The 20555-nt window shown below is 45.7% G+C and carries 11 protein-coding genes; 8 read left to right on the top strand and 3 right to left on the bottom strand.

The window, feature by feature from the left end:
• Window positions 1-97: 97 nt before the first annotated feature.
• On the bottom strand, window positions 98-5974 hold the full coding sequence (locus tag QUB06_RS12410) for a PAS domain S-box protein (RefSeq protein WP_333435505.1): 5877 nt from the start codon (window positions 5972-5974) through the stop codon (window positions 98-100).
• Window positions 5975-7311: 1337 nt separating this feature from the next.
• On the opposite strand from QUB06_RS12410, the gene QUB06_RS12405 reads away from it, so the two are divergent.
• From QUB06_RS12405 to QUB06_RS12390, 4 genes are all read left to right on the top strand, one after another.
• Window positions 7312-7785, top strand: coding sequence for a hypothetical protein (locus QUB06_RS12405; protein ID WP_333435504.1), 474 nt, complete (start codon window positions 7312-7314; stop codon window positions 7783-7785).
• A gap of 120 nt (window positions 7786-7905) precedes the next feature.
• Window positions 7906-8340 (top strand): transporter substrate-binding domain-containing protein, encoded by a 435-nt coding sequence (locus tag QUB06_RS12400; RefSeq protein WP_333435503.1) that lies wholly within the window; start codon window positions 7906-7908, stop codon window positions 8338-8340.
• A gap of 316 nt (window positions 8341-8656) precedes the next feature.
• Window positions 8657-10054: a magnesium transporter gene (gene mgtE, locus QUB06_RS12395; protein WP_333205815.1), complete on the top strand. Its 1398-nt coding sequence runs from the start codon at window positions 8657-8659 to the stop codon at window positions 10052-10054.
• A 239-nt stretch (window positions 10055-10293) separates the two neighbouring features.
• Window positions 10294-11217, top strand: a complete 924-nt coding sequence (locus QUB06_RS12390) for a hypothetical protein (RefSeq protein ID WP_333435502.1) — start codon at window positions 10294-10296, stop codon at window positions 11215-11217.
• Window positions 11218-11548: 331 nt separating this feature from the next.
• Here QUB06_RS12390 and QUB06_RS12385 read toward each other — a convergent pair whose 3' ends face one another.
• Window positions 11549-12067, bottom strand: a complete 519-nt coding sequence (locus QUB06_RS12385; protein ID WP_333435501.1) for a hypothetical protein — start codon at window positions 12065-12067, stop codon at window positions 11549-11551.
• 20 nt (window positions 12068-12087) lie between these two features.
• Complete coding sequence (locus QUB06_RS12380; RefSeq protein WP_333041971.1) at window positions 12088-13170, bottom strand: ParM/StbA family protein; 1083 nt, start codon at window positions 13168-13170, stop codon at window positions 12088-12090.
• A 323-nt stretch (window positions 13171-13493) separates the two neighbouring features.
• Here QUB06_RS12380 and ftsH2 point away from each other — a divergent pair, with 323 nt between their 5' ends.
• The 4 genes from ftsH2 (at window position 13494) to QUB06_RS12360 (ending at window position 20554) form a co-directional block, all read left to right on the top strand.
• Window positions 13494-15380, top strand: a complete 1887-nt coding sequence (gene ftsH2 / locus QUB06_RS12375) for an ATP-dependent zinc metalloprotease FtsH2 (protein ID WP_006633417.1) — start codon at window positions 13494-13496, stop codon at window positions 15378-15380.
• Window positions 15381-15551: 171 nt separating this feature from the next.
• Complete coding sequence (locus QUB06_RS12370) at window positions 15552-15965, top strand: hypothetical protein (RefSeq protein WP_333435500.1); 414 nt, start codon at window positions 15552-15554, stop codon at window positions 15963-15965.
• A gap of 246 nt (window positions 15966-16211) precedes the next feature.
• Window positions 16212-17501: an aminopeptidase P N-terminal domain-containing protein gene (locus QUB06_RS12365; protein ID WP_333435499.1), complete on the top strand. Its 1290-nt coding sequence runs from the start codon at window positions 16212-16214 to the stop codon at window positions 17499-17501.
• A gap of 125 nt (window positions 17502-17626) precedes the next feature.
• Window positions 17627-20554, top strand: coding sequence for a PAS domain S-box protein (locus QUB06_RS12360; RefSeq protein ID WP_333435498.1), 2928 nt, complete (start codon window positions 17627-17629; stop codon window positions 20552-20554).
• Window position 20555: the final 1 nt, after the last annotated feature.

Below are 20555 nucleotides of genomic sequence, written 5' to 3'. Positions count from 1 at the left end.
AAGGAAGTTTTTTCAAGAAGTACCCAAATTTCGATGATCTTTTTGTTCGCTGTTCCTAATTCCCTAGTCCTAATCAAACGTTTAATTGCACAACAGCTTATAAATCCAATGGAGGAATTCCGCTTGGGAAATGGTCTTGAATTAGATTAAGAATTTTTTCAAATTGATACTGGTTGGCGAGTTCCGTCAGATAAGTACCCAATTGAGCGAGTTCTGAGGAAAGTTCAGCTACCAGTTCAACGATCGCAACATCATCCCCACATAAAGCAGCATCTTCCAACTCAACCACCCATTCTTTTGGTAATGTCGCCAGAAGCGTTGGATCGAGGGAATCTGAAACCCCAGGGGAAACAGAACAGAGGTAAGAAGGAAAATAATCTGTTCCCCGTTCCCCATTTTCTGTTTCCTCTTCCTCATATACATACTCTAAACTTAGGTATTCCGCCATCTTAAGAAATAGGGTCTGTTCCCGGAAGGGCTTGCTGATGTAGTCGTTGCAGCCAGCAGCTAAGGCGAGGGCGCGATCGCTCTGGGAAGCCTGGGCCGTAAGTGCAATAATGATACTGTTCTGTCCGTCTTCCATTGCCCGAATTTGCTTCGTAGCCTCGTATCCATCTAACACGGGCATCCGAATGTCCATCCAGGTTAGGTCTGGTTGCCATTCTTGCCAAATCTGCACCGCTTGCTGTCCGTTGGTAGCTTCTTTTACCTCTAATCCTAATTGTGTCAGTAATCTGACCATTAGCAAGCGATTTTCTGCTCGATCGTCAACCACCAAAATGCGATGATCCCCTTGACCGGGAGCCAGCCCAATCACGAGGCGATTATTCTCTTCGGGTGTAACATTAACTCCACTGATGGGGCTGACGGGAAGGGTAAAGGTGAAGGTACTTCCCTGTCCCACAGTGCTGCTGACAGAAATTTTTCCGCCCATGAGTTCCAACAATTTGCGGCTAATGGTTAGACCTAGCCCAGTACCGCCGATCGATCGCTTCCCAGCTTGAGCTTGCACAAACGCATCGAAGATGGTATCGAGTTCGACCGATGCAATCCCTACACCTGTGTCAGCGACTACAAACTGGAGAATCGGCCGAGTTGTGCTTAATGCCACTGTACCGTCCGCCTTAATGCTGACTTGCAAAGTAATGCTTCCCCGATCGGTAAATTTGATGGCATTACTCAGCAGATTCAGCAAAACCTGGCGCAGTTTTTGAGCATCGGCAAGAATAAATTGGGGAACTTCTGGCGCAATCTCGAAACAAAGGTCAAGTCCTTTAGAATTTGCTCGTTCCGCCAACATATTTCGGAGGGAATGCAGCAGCGAAATTAAGTCCAATCCGCTTTCTTCAACTGTGAAGTTTCCCGATTCTATTTTCGAGAGATCCAACACATCGTTAATCAAACTCAACAAGTGATCCCCACTCCGTCGAATTGTTTGCAGGTCTTCTTTTTGGTTGGGAGTTAGCGAGGGGTCATGGGTCATCACCTGAGCAAATCCTAGAATTACGTTCAGAGGAGTGCGTAATTCGTGGCTCATATTTGCTAGGAAGGTACTTTTTGCCAAGTTTGCTGCTTCTGCTGCTTCCATTGCGTGCTGCAGTGCCAGTTCTTTTTGTTTGCGATCGCTGATGTCTTTGTGCGTTCCAATCATCCGTAAAGGCTTACCATCTTCATCGTAGGCAACGGCTTTCCCGTAGTTAGCGATCCACTTCCACTCACCTGACTTGCAACGCACACGATAGTCAAAGGCATATTTGAGATAACTATCTTGCAAGTTACTATGGAGAGCCTCAAAAACCCAGAATTTATCATCAGGGTGAATCATCTGTTCCCAGACTTTCACATCCATCACCAACTCACCGGGCTTGTAGCCCAGCATCTCCTGGTAGTAGGAATTAATGTAAATTTCTCCTGTTTCAATTTTCCAATCCCATAGCCCATCTCCAGAGGCTTCTAGTGCCAGCATTAAGCGTTCTTCACTCAGTTGTAAGGCGGTTTCAGCTTGATGCTGTCGCGTCACATCGATCGCCACACCACCTACTAGCATTTGCCCAGGTAAGTCGGGGATGAGAAATTTGTAAACCAGAAACTCACCCAGGGTTCCATCTCGACGGGACGCCATCTCAATCGTTTCAATTACCTCGTTGGTTTGAACAACCGTTTGGATATTGTCTAGATATTGTTGGGCGAAGGCGGCGGGGTAAAGTTCAAAAAGGGATTTTCCAATCACATCATCAGTGGGTAACTCCAAGGTATTGAGATAAGTCTGGCTGGCATAGAGCATTACACCATTTTCATCGGTAATCCAGGCAGGGGCAGGGCTGTGATTCATGAAGGCTTGGAAGCGAGTTTCACTCTCTCGGAGTGCCTGTTCTGCTTGTTGGCGTTCCGCTTCGCTGCGTTGGCGATCGCTGATGTCGCGCAGAAAGGTAGTAAAAATAATTTCACCGCCGATCTCGATTTTGGAAATGGAAGCCTCTGCCGGAAACTCTGTGCCATCTTTGCGCCGTCCAAAAATGGCTCCTCGCCCTGCCATTTGCCTTGCATAGGAGCCATTGTGGGCATACTCGCTGATGTGCTGATGGTGAACCTCTGCAAAGCGCGAGGGCATCAACATCGCCAGGGGTTTCCCTAAAACTTCCTCAGCCTCGTAACCAAAAATTCGTTCTGCTCCTTTGTTAAACAGAGTAATTTGCTGATTGGTATTGATAGAAATAATCGCATCGCTGGCAATCTCTAAAATTCCTGCAAATCGCGCTTGAGAGATTTGTAAGTCGATTTCGGCTTGTTTGCGTTCGGTGATATCCCGGCAGATACAGAAGTTCATCATTTCACCTTCTAATTCTACCCGATCCCAGCTAATTTCCACATCATAGACGGAACCATCTTTGCGGCGATGTCGCGTCTGAAACAGAGGAATAATCTCGTCTCTGAGGATGAAAAGCTGTAGTTCTTTTTTTGTCAATTGAGCATCCCAATCAAAGACACTCATATTCATGGTTTCTTCTAGGCTGTAACCCAGCATCCGCGCAAAACTGGGGCTGGCTTCGACGACTTTTCCGAGGCGATTCATAACCACAACACCATCCATTGAAGTGTTGAAAAGTGTTTTAGTCCGCAGGAGTTCCTGTTCTAGGGCAAGTTCTGCTTTTTTGCGATCGCTAATATCTTTCATGAAGCAGTAATGCCCCAAAAAATGATGCTGTTCGTCGTAAGTTGAAATCATCACCAATTGCTTATAAAAAACCGAACCGTCTTTACGGACTCCTTTCGTTTCAACTTCAACTCTGCCCTCTTGCACCATCAGCCAATAGGCCGCAACCAGTTTTTTCAACTCATCGGGATGTACGGTTTTTTCCCAAGACATCCCCACCATTTCTTCTGGCTGATAGCCTGTCACGTCAGAATATGCTTTATTGGCATAGAGGTAACGTCCTTGTACATCCACTTTGGAAATGCCGGACAGCGCATTTTTCATCACCTCACTCAGTTCTCTAAGCTCTGCTTCTGCGTGTTTGCGATCGGTGATATCTTGTGAAAAACAAAGTAGGTACTGTGGCTGATGCTGCTCGTCGTAAATGGGAATCTTCACCGTATGCAGCCAACGTTTTCCCAGAGTATGACTGTCAATGAATTCTTCGAGAATATCCTCAGTCTTACCTATTTCTAAAGCTTCTCTATCCTTTTGGTCAAAAAAGATAGCCTGTTCTGTTGGGAACAAATCATAGCCACTTTTGCCGATCGCTTGTTCGGCTGAAATGCCAAATAACCGTTCGCTGGTTTTATTCCAAAACTGAAATACGCCAAATTGTTTAGGCTGTGCGTCCTTAACAAAAACCGCAATCGGTAGATTATCCAGCAGTGCTTGTAAAAAATTGCCAGTTTGTTGGATTTCCTGCTCTACTTTTTTGCGTTTGCTAATATCAATAAACGTAACTCCAACTTGTGTAATTTGACCGTTTTGATCTAACTCCGGGTAGGCATTAACTAATACCCAAACAAAACTATTAATTTCTTTTTGAATTCCTAAAACATAATTTTTGAGGGAACTTCCACTGGATAAAACCTGATTCACGGGATATTCCTCTAGGGGCATAACGCTGCCATCTTCCCGCACCAAATGCAATGCCGGATCGCTCACGGTTTTTCCCAGCATTTGATCCATTGAAAACCCTAGTAATTCAGCGGCCGTTTCATTACATAATTGGACGCTGGTATCTGTCGAATGAATCACAAAACCCGCATTTAAGTTATCGATCAATTGCCGATATCTGGCTTCGCTTACCTGTAAAGCAGCTTCAGCTTGCTTGCGCTCGGTAATGTCGGTGTGAGAGCCAGTCATCCGAATTACGTTACCTGCATCATCCCAAAGTGCCTGACCGCGATCCAAAATCCACTTGTAGGAACCATCTTTGCAGCGCACGCGATGTTCTGTGATATAAAAAGGAGTTTTCTTGGCAAAATGGTCTTGAATGGCTTGCATCACCCATCCCAAATCATCGGGATGTACCCGCTTACTCCATTCGTCTACAATGTTTTGGATTTCGTGGTCTTCATAGCCCAGCATTTCCTTCCAGCGACTAGAGAAGAAGACCTCGTTGGTTTGAACATTCCAATCCCAAATGCCGTCGTTAGTCCCGCGTACAGCAAGCTCCCAGCGTTCTTCACTTTCACGTAGTGCTGCTTCTGCTTGTTTGCGGTCAGCAATATTCCGGGCAATCTTTGAGACTCCAATTATATTCCCTGCTTGGTCTTTAATGGGGGAGACACTCATCGAGACATCGATTAATGTTTCATCTTTCCTCAGCCTCTTTGTATCGTAGTGTTCGATGTGTTCTCCTCGCTGGATTTTGGTGAGAATTTCCTTTTCCTCATCTTGATAGTCTGCGGGAATCAGTTTTTCCCCTGATTGCCCTACTATTTCGGCCGCTGTATAGCCAAAAATTGTTTCGGCTCCTACATTCCAACTTGTAACTACACCTTCTAAATCTTTGCTGATAATGGCATCTTCCGAAGATTCAACGATCGCAGCTAGTCGGGCGATCGCAATTTCTGCCTGTTGTCGCTGGTGAATTTCCCATTGCAACTGGCGATTGGCTTTTTTGAATTTATCGACTTTGCAATAACTAACTTGTGCGAGATACACGACCCACATCAGCAGTAAAACTAAAACTAAACCACCAATTAATACAACTCTAGGCCAATAAAACTTGACACTTTCTACTAAATCTAAAGTTGGACAAACATCTATGCGCCAGTCTACACCATAGGCTTTCACTACAACGGTTTTCCGATAGGAATATTGAGAAAAATTCTTTTGACCGTAGATCAAATCAGTGCCATCATATATAGCCAGATTGTACCCATCGGGCACTTTTAAAATACTGTCAAATAGAGTTTTAAACGGAAAAGCTGCGACAATAAACCCATCAAACCGCTCCCCTACAAATAAAGGAAAAGTTGCTAGAATTCCTTGACCCCCTTGAACGAGTGAAATATTGCGAGTTAACATAGGTTGACGCAAATCACGAGCTACTTGCAAAGTGATTTTGCGACGCAGTTCCAGATTAAGATGTAGGTTTTGCGCTGCCTCATTCCCAGCCAGTGGCACAATCGATCGCACTTTAAATGATGGATCGACTAATGCGAGTCCCTGATAACCGTAGAAATCCTTTACATAAGCCTCAGCATCGGCTTCCCAAATAGCCTTTGGTGTACCGCCATTGGCTTCCCAGCGATTCGCCATCTGCCGAAGTGTCAGCATCCGAATTGATAATTCTTGGGTCAGTTGTGAATGAATCGCATTGGCTTCCTGCTGAATTAACTGCTCGATGTGAATTTGTCCGTTGATGGTTAGCTGTTGCCACGTAAATAAAACAGCAAGAGAGGCCACCACACCAAGCAAAAGAGGTAGCAATCGTTTAAGTGGTGTTTGGCATAAAGTTATAATTCCGTTGAGTCGAGGTATCATCATAAATCGATAAATGAATAGATATGTATTCTTTTTCTTGGGCTAGAGTTGGGTAATTTAATGAGGCAATAAAAAAAGTTTCGAGCGTGAAAACCAGTTAGGCATAAGACAATATCTAAACTTTATACCCCCTCCAGTGAGCTATTAGATTTCACCGGCAAAGAATGTTGTTCATTAAGCCCTAGCCCTTTAACTAGATTTAGAGAGGGCGATGAGCAACATCTGTTCAGATTGTAAATAGGTGTTGTTTGCCAACATTGGCGACAAAACCAGTAGATTTGATGCTGGCGAACGTGACGCAGCATTTGATTCGAGCAGCAGGGGCAGTGTGTCATAAAGACCTCTTTTTTAACTAAAGAGTATTTCACTCTTGTGGCAAAGTGCTGTAAGCTCGCTTGAATCTGCAACAACAAGACCCTAGAGAACAAAAATAAAGATTTGGTAAAGAATACAAAATGGTTAAGGAAAAGATACAACTTTAAACATTCCGTAATAAAATTAAGAGCGCAGAGAATTTTTCTCCCACAATACGCACCTTGTAATGTCCCATCTGGTTTGTTATAATTCTATACTATTCAGATGCAGCTTTGGATACCCATTTCTACATAAAATGGTTTTCCTGTTCCCTGTTCCCTCTGCCCTGTTCCCCGTTCCTTGATGTGAGCTGAGACTCTAAATCCCAGCCCAACATATTGGCAGTTTGAACAGAAACCATAGCTGGAGAGCAAGGGGATTCACGATAACGGCTGGCCGGTGATATGGACAGTTTTAATTAATTGTTGACTCTAGCAAGGTAATAAGTTGTCAAACCAATTCTTGCCCAAAAGTTCTTTATATGTATAACCCGTGACGATGAAGAAGAAAGGATTTAGGTAGTTAACATTTCGCGGTTGATCGAGTCGGACGCCGCTCAACTGCACGTTAGCCAATATTGTTGGTTTGATTCGGGTAAGCTTTTACACATTTAAACCAATAACGATAGAGGTAGGGTGCGTCAGCTAGAACACTGGCGGGATATGGGAAATACTTATGTACGCTCCGCACCCTACTATCCTCTTTTAAATGCCCAACAGCTTAGAATAGGACTGCAATATAGAAGTCAAAGCTGAGTGAAAGCGGCGGTCAATTCTCGGCTGTGGCGACTTAATTAAAGCAGGCGACACTTTTCTGCTGGCAAACCCCCGAAACTTAATTTTAGACGGTGCTGGTTGAAGTTAGCCGATCGCACCACCCAAAACACCCCAATAGCCCAAAATACAAGCACCCCAATATATTGACAAGATTGTTTTTTTGCGTATTTTTTTAAAAACGAGTAAAATATCTATTCGGATGCCGAACGAATGAACTCAACAGTAACCAATAAAAACCTCAAATTCGCAGCATTTACAGCAATATTTTCGATATTATTTCCTGCAGCTTTACCTACAGTTGCCTCAGCCCAGACAGCACTGGAAGAAATTCCGCAAACCGGCATTCTCAAAGTTGGCATCCGAAAAGATGCCCCTCCCTTCGGCTACTTAGAAGGTGAAAAATGGCAAGGAGTTTGCATGGAAGGCTTAGAACTTTTCCGAGCTGACTTAGAAAAAAAATTAAATCGCTCCATCCGCTTAGAAAAAGTAGAAACAGATCTAAACGAATCAGCGGAAAAAGGGCGCTTCCGCAGCGTAACCAGCAAGCGCGCTCACCTAGAATGCGGGCCTAATACAATTCTAAAAAATCCCCCCAGCGGGATTGCATATTCACTGCCTTTTTTATACAGCGGCACTTATCTGTTAGTCAAGCCAGAAAACAGACTGAGAGTCAATCGATTTTAGATTTTAGATTTTAGATTTTAGATTGAAGCATTGACCCCACGGATAAATTCGGGGACTTGTTTATCGGATACAGGTTTTTTATTTCTCCAGGACGGATGAATGCGGGGGCTTGTATCCTGGATGCTTTCGGTCAACCCTTCAGGATTCCTGCAAGACGTGACCATTGGCGTGCTAAGCGGTTCTATTACCCAACAATTCATTGCAGGCCGATATCAACTAGCCAACCAGCGAATTTATGAAGGTATCACGGGCAGAGAGTCGGGTGTAAAAGATGCGGCATCCGGCACAATCGATGCCTTCGCTAGCGACGGAATGCTGTTAGTAGGAGAGGCGCTGAGACAGGGTTTAACTCCAAGCCAATATTCGGTTATACCGGAGCAGCCTTTAACCTGCATTTCTTACGGCATGATACTGCCAGCAGGCGACACTGAATGGAAAGAAACAGTCAATAATTTTATTCGCAATCAAAGTTCGACGAATTTGTTGGAAAAAGTGCTGGGGCGCAATTCTCCTTTCCTACCGATGAGTGTCGCCGATCAAGATAAATGTATTTGAACCCAAATCTGGCAAGGTGCTCGGCGCGCACCAGAAGAATAGGGGTCAATCGATTTTAGATTTTAGATTTTAGATTTTAGATTTTAGATTTTAGATTTTAGAGGCGACCCCACGGATAAATGCGGGGGCTCTTCTGATTTTCGATTTTCGATTTTGGATTGATTCCACGGATAAATCACGTGGCGGGTACCACCTTTGAAATTCGTGGTCAGGTTCGGATATTGTCAGGGCAAGTCCGATCGCTGCAACCAGTGGCGTCAATAGGCTCTAAACTGGATTCAGGAAGGCGCGCAGCACAGGTTTAGGAGGGTCATCAGTGACAGAAAAAAGTTATCAATCGTCTTCTCTACCCACCTACGCGCGGAAAGAACTGCGGGAATTAGTTCGATCGCAGTTAAGGGCCCTGTTGGAAGAAGGAGACTTTAAAGGAGCAAAAGCGATTTTGCACCCGGTGCAGGAAGCAGACATAGCTGAAGCTATCGAAGGCCTGCCAGAAACCATGCAAGTAATAGCTTTCCGCTTGCTTTCCAAAGACGAAGCAATCGCAGTCTACGAATATCTCGACTCCAGCGTTCAGCAGTCCCTCTGCGAAAAATTCAAACGCCAAGAAGTCATTGACATTGTAGACAAAATGTCCCCGGACGATCGAGCTAAACTCTTTGACGAACTGCCGGCAATATTAGTCCGTCGCCTGTTGGGTGAATTGAGCCCGACGGAACGGGAAGCTACGGCTCAACTTTTGGGTTACGAAGCCAGTACCGCCGGTCGGATCATGACCCCGGAATATATTTCTCTCAAAGAAAGCTTTACCGTCGCCCAAGCTTTAGACCGAATTCGCTCTTTGGCTAGAACTACCGAAACAATTTATTCTCTTTATGTCACCGACGCCGGACGCAGCTTGACCGGCATTTTATCTTTGCGGGATTTAGTCACTTCGCCCCTGGACAAAACTGTCGGCGAAATTATGACCCGCGACGTAGTTTCTGTTCAAACAGGAACAGATCAAGAAGAAGTAGCTAGGCTGATCCAGCGTTACGATTTTTTAGCTGTGCCCGTTGTAGACCGCGAACAGCGTCTGGTCGGCATCATTACAGTTGACGACGCGATCGACATTTTAGAACAAGAAGCAGCCAAAGATATTTATACCTTGGGCGGCGTCCAGTCCGGCGGCGACAATTATTTTCAGACCGATTTAATCACTGTGGCCCGGAAAAGGGTCGTGTGGCTGTTTGTTCTGCTTTTAACGAATACTGTCACCGGCGCAATTATTAGAGCTCAAGAAGATATTTTGAACCAAGTAGTCGCCCTAGCAGCCTTTATTCCGCTGCTGACGGGCACTGGAGGCAATGTCGGAGCTCAGTCCTCAACTGTTGTAATTCGCGGTTTGAACACTGACGAAATTACAGCAATGGGCCCGTTTCAAGTAATTGTTCGCGAGGGGATGGCGGGAGCGCTGCTAGGAGCTATATTGGGGACTGTAGCGACGGGCTGGGCTTATACTCTGCAAGGGAGTTTAGAAGTGGCACTCGCGGTGGGAGTGAGTTTGTTTGCGATCGCAATTTTAGCTTCTATTGCCGGTTCAGCTCTGCCGTTTCTATTTCGTTCTTTGGGTTTAGACCCCGCTTTAATGTCTGCTCCTTTTATTACCACCGCAGTTGATGTCCTCGGGGTGTTGATTTATTTCACTTTAGCTCGACAAATTTTGCAGCTTTAATATATTTAATTACATGGCTGTGAATAAAAAACTTAATCTGTTTTTCACCACTGCTAAATTCGGAGTCTACGTGCGATTCCCTACCGGATATCTGCACTCGCGCGTACTTTATTTTTATCCGCATACTTGCACCAGTTGAAAAAAAGAATGCAACTATAGGCACTCGATCCAAACTCCGAGCCTCATCAGTCATTCCCCCTCTAAAATCTAAAATCTAAAATCTAAAATGGTATTAGCCTATGTCATCATCCAATTCACCCACCAAAATCCAAAATTCCAAGTCGAGCAATTTGTTAGAAACTGCTGAAGTAATTTTTATTGCTGCCTCTGCTGTGGGATTAGCTGTTAGTTTGGTTTGGGGGCAGAGCGTTTATGCTCAAGTGCCTGTAGTGATTGCGTTGGTGTTGAATTTTGTGAACCGGCAGAAGCTGCACAAGCAAGTTAAAGCAAGTACGGCGGCTACGTTCGATCGCGTAAATCAACAAGCAGCTACTACCGATCGGGCGATCGAGGAATTGCAACTTGCTGTAAATGCTTTAGACGAAGCTGTTGCTCAAACATCTCGCGAAAATCTCAATGTTGCGCCTGGAGAAAACGTACACTCTCTAATTTCAGCAATTGAGAACCTGCGCCAGCGACTAATAATTTTAGAAAAAACTATTAAAATGATTCAAAGCGAGATCGAACTCACCAGCCGCCAATTCAAACAGCGACCGGAGTTGCAACAAGTCGAAACTTTGACAACAATAATTCTGGACTTGCAGCAGTTTATCAACGAACTGCCACAGTGGGGCAATTTGCAGCAGCGGCAGCTAACAGAACTTCAGCAAAAAGTAGACAAGGCTTTGGCTGAGCTCTCAGAAGAAATTGCTGTGATTCCCAACCGCGTGCAGGAGGCGGTAGCTAGTCGCGGTGGGGAAATTAACCCACAGCTTGGTTCTGGTTTGAATGCCGAGCAAAAGAATGGTTATCGACCTAAAACCCAGAATGAGAAAATTCGCCAAAAATATCCCAGAGCTTATGTCAAGTGGAGTCAGGATGAAGACGAAAATTTGAAGAAAGAATATGCTAGCGGTCAACAAATTGACGAATTAGCTCAGAGATTTCAGCGACAGCCTAGTGCCATTCGTTCGCGCTTACACAAGTTAGGATTAATAGAATAATGGTAATATCATTTCCGGTTACACCGGAATGATGTTGACTGTTGACGGTTGACTGTTGACTGTTCACTGTCAACAGTCAACAGTTAACTCGAATTTACTATTCCGATGCTAACGGATTTGATATAATTTGTAACCACAAAAAACAGTCAACAGTCAACAGTCAACTGACAACTGACAACTGACAACAGTCAACTGACAACTAACAAATAACAAAGCGATCGCCCTTTTTTTTCAAAAGAGCGATCGCTTTGTTTCTGTATTCAGTACCGGCTGCCAACAGCGCGCCACTAACATTACATCTCAAGGCTTTTTAGCCTTGGTCTACCTCATTTTAGAAATCTTGGGGTAACAAAGAACTTAAACGCTCCAACAAAGGATCGGAATTCCGAGGAGGAGCAACCTCAGCATCAGGCACTACATTATCATCCGCCACAGACTCAGACTCAATCGGGCCAGGCTCTACTACTTTTGAAACTTGGGCAAAAGAAACTTGAGCAAACTTACTGTTAACACTCCCCTGCAATTGATCCAACTGCGCGCTGAGTTGACTCAGTTGATGTTCCAGTCCCTCCAAACGGCTTAATTCCTCTGCTGAAACATTGTGCTCAAACTCAGCAAATTTGGCCACAAGTTCAGCAATACGCTGTTCCAACCGTTGAAAGCTCTGTGTAGAGCTAGCAGACTCAGATACAGACAAAAACTGCCACAAAGCTTGCTTGCAGAGATTGCTGAAAGTCTGATACTTCGTGAAAGCCAACTCTTTTTCAATAGCGGCCAGCAAAGTTTGATCCGCAGCATCTTCCGTAAACGCCACCGAGAAATTCGCCTTATTTTTTGCCCACAGTGCCATAGGGTTCAAGCCTTAATGCGTTACTTTATCGTGGCTAGCTGAGCCTCAGCATAAATAAACTGTCCCAAAGCATTAGCTTTCCGGGAAGGCTGAGCCAAGTGAGCCTTCAGATTGGCGTCTTTAAGCAAAGGTTGCAACACCTCCCAGAAAAACTCGCCGCCACCGCCAGTCAGAACCACATCCGTCACACGTTCCGGCAGCCACTGCACCAAACGTTCGGACAGTTCGTTAGCGAAAGCCTCCCGCAAATCCTTAATAATCGGATCTAAATTAGTCGGCTTGGTCGCTCCTCTGGGACGGTAGAAACGCTGGCCCTCGGGTTTATTCACTGCTTCCAGTAAAGACAGAGATTGAGGGTCTGCTCCCGGAATCTTTGAGGCAACTTGTTCGTAGAACTTGTTCATTGCGAAGGAATCGCTCTTTGAAGCCGCCCGGGCGAACCGGAAACGATCGACCATTAACAAATCGGTAGTTTGGTGTCCGATATCCACAACAGCCACCGACAGCTCGGGCAACTCCGGCGTAAACTCCTTGTTATCTTGAGCCTCGCACCAGATCAGGCTGCCGAACCCTTCCGGCATCACCCAAACGTGACTGATGTTAATATCCACACGCTCGCCCCGGTACACCACAACGTGGGGAGAGCGCAGTTGGCTGATAATCTCTTCCTTTTCCTTCTCAAACTGATCCTGCGAATAAAACGGCAAACCCAGCACAACCGCTATTTCGCCTTTCATCTGGAAATATCCAGCACAGGAAAAGACCTTAACCAAAGCATCTACTACTTTCGACTGGTCAGCGCCACCGAGATTAGCGCCAAAATCTGCCGCCAATTGACCGATCGCGTAGCCCTTGCCCTGGTACTCCAGCCACATATCCAACAGAGGGTCTGTTGCTTTGGACTCAAAGCTGCCACCCCGCACCTTTTCCACGGGCATAGTAGCCACGTTGGCAGGGATGAAAACAACGCTACTAGGGTTGCGACTCACGCAAGCTTTAGTTGCCGTCCGACCCAAATCAGCACTAATAATCGATTTGTTAGAAGCGACTTTAGTCTGCTGGGTCAGCATAGCCGAATTAGGAACAAGCTGTCTAGTTGTCATTGAAATGTGTTACCTCACTGAGCCTCACCATTATCATGCCTTATCCCTTGACACTGCCACGCTTAAAGACAGTGGGTGAAAGCGGCGATTCTTCTAACTCTACCTAGATCGGTATCGAAATCAGCACCAAACATTATATTCGGGACGATCGCCCTTACCGTAACTAACCTAACTTTTTCTGGAGCGATCGTGGTCGAAGCTCTGTTGCCTGAGAGTGCATTGTTAAGTTAAATTTAGTTAAGATTCTGAGTGTAAACTTTTGTCGCACTTCTCCGACACCGCGATCTTACCCGATCTGTCCCCCATTCAAGGCATCCGCATTTATGAAAATTTCTTGGCGAACTATACTACTTTGGACTTTACCCGCCTTAGTCATCGGCTTTTTCTTGTGGCAGGGGGCCTTTGCCCCATCCCCCGCTGAAATGAGCAAGAACACCGCCAGCACCCGCCTGAGCTACGGTCGATTCTTAGATTACTTAAACGCCGGTCGAGTGACCAGCGTTGACCTTTACGACGGAGGTCGGACGGCTATTGTCCTAGCAGTCGATCCCGAACTGGACAATCACGAGCAGCGGTGGCGGGTAGACTTGCCCTCAAATGCCCCGGAACTGGTTTCTCGGCTCAGAGACTCCAAAATCAGCTTTGACACTCACCCACTACGCAACGACGGCGCTGTCTGGGGACTTTTAGGCAATCTAGTATTTCCCCTGTTGTTAGTAGGAGGGCTGTTTTTCCTCTTCCGCCGCGGTGGCAACGTGCCAGGGGGCCCGGGCCAAGCCATGAATTTTGGCAAATCCAAAGCTCGCTTTCAAATGGAAGCTAAAACAGGCGTACTGTTCGACGACGTAGCAGGCGTTGAGGAAGCCAAAGAAGAACTTCAAGAAGTGGTGACATTCCTCAAAAAACCCGAACGCTTTACCGCAGTCGGGGCGAAGATTCCCAAAGGCGTGCTGCTAGTGGGCCCTCCCGGAACCGGTAAAACCCTGCTGGCAAAAGCGATCGCAGGCGAAGCCGGCGTGCCTTTCTTCAGCATCTCCGGTTCAGAATTTGTGGAAATGTTCGTCGGTGTCGGCGCTTCCCGCGTCCGCGACTTGTTCAAGAAAGCTAAAGAAAATGCTCCTTGCATCATCTTTATCGATGAAATCGATGCAGTGGGCCGCCAGCGTGGCGCCGGTATCGGTGGCGGTAACGACGAACGGGAACAAACCCTGAACCAGTTGCTGACCGAAATGGACGGTTTTGAGGGCAATACTGGCATTATCATCATTGCTGCCACGAACCGCCCCGACGTGCTCGACTCAGCGCTGCTGCGTCCGGGACGTTTTGACCGCCAAGTTAGCGTAGATACGCCGGATATTAAAGGCCGCTTGGAAATTTTGGAAGTTCACGCGCGCAACAAAAAGCTGTCTGCGGAAATTTCTTTGGACGCGATCGCCCGCCGCACTCCTGGTTTTACCGGCGCTGATTTGGCTAACTTGCTCAACGAAGCTGCTATTTTAACCGCCCGCCGCCGCAAAGAAGCGATTACGATGCTCGAAGTTGACGATGCAGTCGATCGCGTGGTAGCAGGTATGGAAGGCACTCCCTTGGTGGACAGCAAGAGCAAGCGCTTGATTGCTTACCACGAAATCGGTCACGCGATCGTCGGTACAATCATTCAAGCCCACGATCCAGTTCAAAAAGTTACCTTAGTACCTCGCGGACAGGCCCGCGGCTTGACTTGGTTCATGCCCAGCGAAGACCAAGGTTTGATTTCTCGATCGCAAATTTTAGCCCGGATTAGCGGTGCTTTGGGTGGCCGCGCAGCCGAAGAAGTAGTTTTCGGCGATGCCGAAGTAACCACCGGTGCCGGCAACGACTTGCAGCAAGTAAGCGGTATGGCGCGGCAAATGGTGACTCGCTATGGGATGTCTACCTTGGGTCCGATCGCCCTGGAAGCCCAGCAAAGCGAAATTTTCCTCGGCCGCGACTACACAGCGCGATCGGAATATTCCGAAGAAATAGCCTCTCGGATTGACGGACAAGTTCGATCGATTGTCGATCACTGCTACGACGACGCGCGCCGAATTATTCGCGAAAATCGCACCGTGATCGATCGCTTAGTCGATTTGTTGATTGAAAAAGAAACCATCGACGGCGAAGAGTTGCGCCTAATCGTCTCTGAGTACACTTTTGTTCCTGAAAAAGAACAATACGTTCCTCAGCTTTAAAAAGCTCTGAATATTGAGGGCGAATAGAATTCGCTGCTACACAAACAAAGTCCGCCTACGCGGACTGAAGAAATTCAACCCGCGCAGGCGGGTTTTGTCTGTTTAGCAGCGGTTTCAACCGCCGAGTTGATTTTTGAGATACCAACCGCCCCTAAACGCCAATTAACGCAGATGAAGACGAAATTTGCCGTACATATAACTAAGAATTCGTCAATTTTTTTAATTCCAACTTTGATTTTTGTTTCCATCAATACTTTGAGCGCCCGCGCCGAAAAATTAAGATGTTTTGTAGATATTTGCATCGACTCCAGCAGCGTTGAATTAAGCAAATCCGATATTCCCGGTGCTCCCTCTTATCCAGTCAGAACTATTTTAGTAACTCAACAGTTTAGTAACGATAAATTGTTGGCGCAAATGGAAGTTGACTGTCAGCAACGACAGTTGAGAACTGTTAGAGTTAGCGAAGATGGCGAAAATTGGTCGAATTTCGATCCGAGATGGACTTTAGTCGATCGCAACTCATCTTTGTCTCGGCTGGTTGACTATACTTGTAAATTGGCGATCGCAGAACAAGAGAATAAATAAGTATAGCCTTTCTCAGTAATATGAGGTGTACGCTTGATAAGCGGGCATAGGGCATAGGGCATAGGGCATAGGGCATACCTCACCAAGATTGAGAAGTGCTGTAACCCAGAAAAAAAACAGATCGCCTATATCTTCAACCATTGCCTTGCAGGTGCAAGTCTGTGTGCCCGTAAACTTAGCCGTTTCAACCGCCGAGTGTTAATATTACACTCAATCTAAAATCTAAAATCTAAAATCTAAAATCGGATGACAAACCCCACCGAATATCGGCAAAGACGCGAACAATTAATGGCAAAAATTGGCAGCGGGACGGCGATATTTCGCAGCGCACCCGCAGCCGTCATGCACAACGATGTAGAATACGCATACCGACAAGATAGCGATTTTTTCTACTTAACTGGTTTCAACGAAGCTGCGGCGGTAGCAGTGCTCGCGCCGCACCACGAAGAACACAAATTTGTTTTGTTTGTGCAGCCAAAAGACTTGGAAAAAGAAACTTGGCACGGTTATCGCGCCGGAATAGAAGGCGCTAAGGAATTGTACGGCGCGGATGAAGCTTTCCCCATCGCCGAACTTGCGGAAAAATTGCCGAAATATTTAGAAAAGGCCGATCGCATATACTATCACTTCGGGCGCGATCGTGCTTTCGACCAAACAGTCCTCAATCACTGGCAGCGCTTGATGGCAACCTACCCGAAACGCGGTACGGGCCCGACAGCAATCGAAGATTCCAACATCATTTTACACCCGATGCGGCTGGTGAAAAGCGAAACTGAATTAGCATTAATGCGAAAAGCGGCTAATATCTCAGTTGCAGCGCACAACCGCGCCCAAGAATTCGCCAAACCGGGCAGGTACGAATATGAAATTCAAGCTGAAATAGAACATACTTTTGGCTTAAATGGCTGCACTCCCGCTTACCCTTCAATTGTTGCATCCGGTTACAATTCCTGCGTCCTCCACTACATCGAAAACAACCGACAAATGCAGGAAAACGATTTGTTGCTAATAGATGCAGGTTGTGCTTGCGGCTACTACAACGCTGATATTACTCGCACGTTTCCCGTCAGTGGCAAATTTACAACTGAACAACAGATAATTTATGACTTAGTTTTGCAAGCACAATTGCAGGCAATTAGTCAAGTATATCCGGGAAATTCTTACAGCAAAATTCACGAAACAGCAGTGCGCGTTTTGGTGGAAGGTTTAATGGATTTAAAGCTTTTGGTGGGCGACATTGAAGAGATAATTAAAGAAGAGAAATACAAGCCATTTTATATGCACCGCACTGGTCATTGGCTGGGACTGGACGTGCACGATGTCGGGGTTTATCAGTACGGCGAAAATCCGCAAGTTTTGCAGCCAGGACAAGTGCTGACGGTGGAACCGGGGATTTATATTTCTCCTTATATTAAACCCGTTGAAGGACAGCCGGAGGTTCCTGAAAAATGGCGCGGTATTGGCGTGAGAATTGAAGATGATGTTTTGGTGACAGGTGACAGCCATGAAGTCTTGACGGCGGGAGTTCCTAAATAAAGGTAGAAGGCTTTCGGCAGAAGTCAAGAAAGATTGTGGCTAATTAAGTTGGCAGTGTAGGCTTGAGCTTTGTTAGTATTAACTTGACACAGATCAAGCCCGCAACTGCAAAACAAAGAGCCATTATGTGTATTGATCTTACAGGGATCGATCGACCTCTTGAAACCTGCGAAGCATTAGTAGCAGAGCAAAAAGCAAAAATTCGACAACTTGAAGAGCATTTGCAGCAGCAGAGAGAATTTTGCCAGAAATTAGAAGCACAACTCAAAGCAGTCGAGAATGCCGACTCTTCGGTTTGGGGAACTGAATCCGATATCACCGAGGACGATCGCATTCGGTTAATCGCATCTCTGGAAAAAAGCCAGGAAATGTACCGAACTCTCATCAAACATTATCCGAATGGCTCGGTGTTTTTGTTCGATCGCGATTTGCGCTATACTCTGGTTGACGGCCAAGGTTTGGCAGCAGTGGGTTGGTCTAAAGAACAGTTAGAAGGCAAAACATTGTGGGAAGTATCGCCACCTGAAGATTTGCCACTTTTTGAGACTAAATATCGCGCGGCTTTGGCTGGAAAAGAGAATACTTTTGAATATAAATACGGTGGTCGCGTTTATTCAACAACAATTGCTCCCGTCAAAAACGACCGGGAAGAAATTTTTGCCGGAATGGTAGTTACTCAAGATATCACCGAAAAAAAACAGGCAGAAATAGCGCTGCAAGAAATCAAAAATCAGCTAAAAATTAAATATCAAAAGCGTACTGAAGACTTAAAAACAGCCAACAGTCAATTGCGGGAAGAAATTATCTATCGCTGGCGCGCCGAAGAAGCTCTGCGGGAAAGCCAGGAACAGCTAGAATTGTTTTTCTCTCAATCTTTAGATGGCTTTTTCTTTATGATGCTGGACGAATCGGTGCAATGGGACAATACCGTTGACAAAGAAAAAGTCTTGGATTACGTATTTGCTAACGGGCGGGTAACGAAGGCAAACGATGCTTTGATAGCTCAATACGGAGATACTAGAGAAGAGTTTATTGGCCGGACGCTTTACTCTTTATTTTCGCACAACTTGACTGGCGGCAGAGAGATAATAAGGCAATTTTTTGATGCTGGCAGAATTCACATCGAAAATGAGAATCGCAAGTTTGACGGGGTTCCAGTTTGGGTAGAAGGCGACTATATTTGTATTTACGATTCCCACGGCAGAATCGTGGGCTATTTTGGCGTGCAGCGCGATATTGGCGATCGCAAAAAAGCAGAAGCAAGCCTCAGAGATAGCGAAGAACGCTTTCGGGCAACCGTCGAACAAGCGGCAGTCGGAATTACCCACCCTGACACAACAGGCCGCTATTTGCGAGTCAATCAAAAATTCTGCGATATAGTGGGATATACTGCGAGCGAACTGCTGTCGCGAACTTGGATGGACGTTACTTACCCAGAAGATATAGATGCAGATTTAGAACAAAACAAGCAATTATTTGCCGGCCAAATTGACAGTTTTAAAATGGAAAAACGCTTACTGCACAAAGACGGCACTGTAGTTTGGGTAAATATTACAGTATCGCTAATCAAAGAACCGCTGAGCGGGGCAGTTTACAATCTAGTAGTGACAGAAGATATTAGCGATCGCAAAAAAACCGAAGCAGCACTGAAAGAAAGCGAAGAAAGGTTCCGACAGCTAGCAGAAAACATTGAAAGCGTGTTTTGGATGGTAAACGTTCAACGCCAGGAAATTATTTATATCAGTCCGGGTTACGAAAAGATTTGGGGCAGAAGCTGCGCTGATTTGTATGCTAACGGGCGCTTTTTTGCAGATTCCCTCCATCCAGAAGATCGCAAGCGCGTTATTGCTAATTTAACTAGACAAATTGAGTCTGAAGACGAGATAGAATATCGAATTGTCAGGCCGGACGGCAAAATCCGCTGGATTCGCGATCGGGCTTTTCCGATTAGAAATCAATCTGGTAAAGTTTACCGCATCGTGGGCATTGCAGTAGATATTACCGCACGCAAACACGCAGAAAAAACCATCCGCGAAAGTGAAGAACGCTTCCGCCAGTTAGCAGAAAATATCCAAGATTCCGTCTGGCTAATGTCTGCGGAATTCACCGATTTATTGTATCTGAGTCCAGCTTACGAACAAATCTGGGGGCGCAGTCGCGAAGAATTGTATGCTGATCCCTTAAAAATGATGGAGTGGGTGCATCCAGAAGATAAACATTTGTTGGAAGAGGCAATGGGGCGAGTGTTGCAGGGCGAGTCCACCAATACCGAATATCGGATTTTTCTGCCAGACGGCACAATTCGCTGGGTGTGCGATCGAGCTTTTCCCATTTACGACGAATCGGGCAAAATTTACCGCATCGCGGGTATTTGCGAAGATATCAGCGATCGCAAATTGACCGAGGCCCGCATCCAAGCAGCACTCCGCGAAAAAGAAGTATTGATCAAAGAGATTCACCACCGAGTCAAAAATAATATGCAGGTAATTTCCAGCTTGCTGCAACTTCAAGCTCAATATATTGAAGACGAACCGACGCTAGCTTTATTTGAAGAAAGCCAGACCCGTATCCATTCAATGGCTCTGATTCACGAGCAACTGTATCAATCCGAACATCTCGATCGCATCGCCCTTCCCCCCTACGTCGAAAACTTGGTTGCTAATTTGTATCAATCTTTTGGTTGCGGCAACACTGCCATCCAATTCAATCTCAACCTTGACCCAATTTATTTAAATATAGAAACAGCCATTCCTTGCGGTTTAATTATAAACGAAGTAGTTTCTAATTCCCTAAAATATGCTTTTACCCAAAGTGCGAAAGGTGAAATTAACATAGAATTTAATGAGTTAACTTCTCAGGAACTCCAATTAATTATTCAAGATAATGGTAGCGGATTTCCGCCTGGTTTCGACGTAGAAAATGCTGAAACATTAGGATTGCGATTAGTTAGAATGTTGTCTAGCCAATTAGATGCGAGTATTGCCATTGACAGTCAGTGTGGAACCTGCTACACTCTAATTTTTAAAGAGTTAAATTATCGGCGACGCATTTAAG

Source organism: Microcoleus sp. D2_18a_D3 (genome assembly GCF_036702455.1).
Taxonomy (GTDB): Bacteria; Cyanobacteriota; Cyanobacteriia; order Cyanobacteriales; family Microcoleaceae; genus Microcoleus.
Note: the sequence above shows the minus strand (reverse complement) of the source record. Positions and strands in the feature narration are given on the sequence as shown.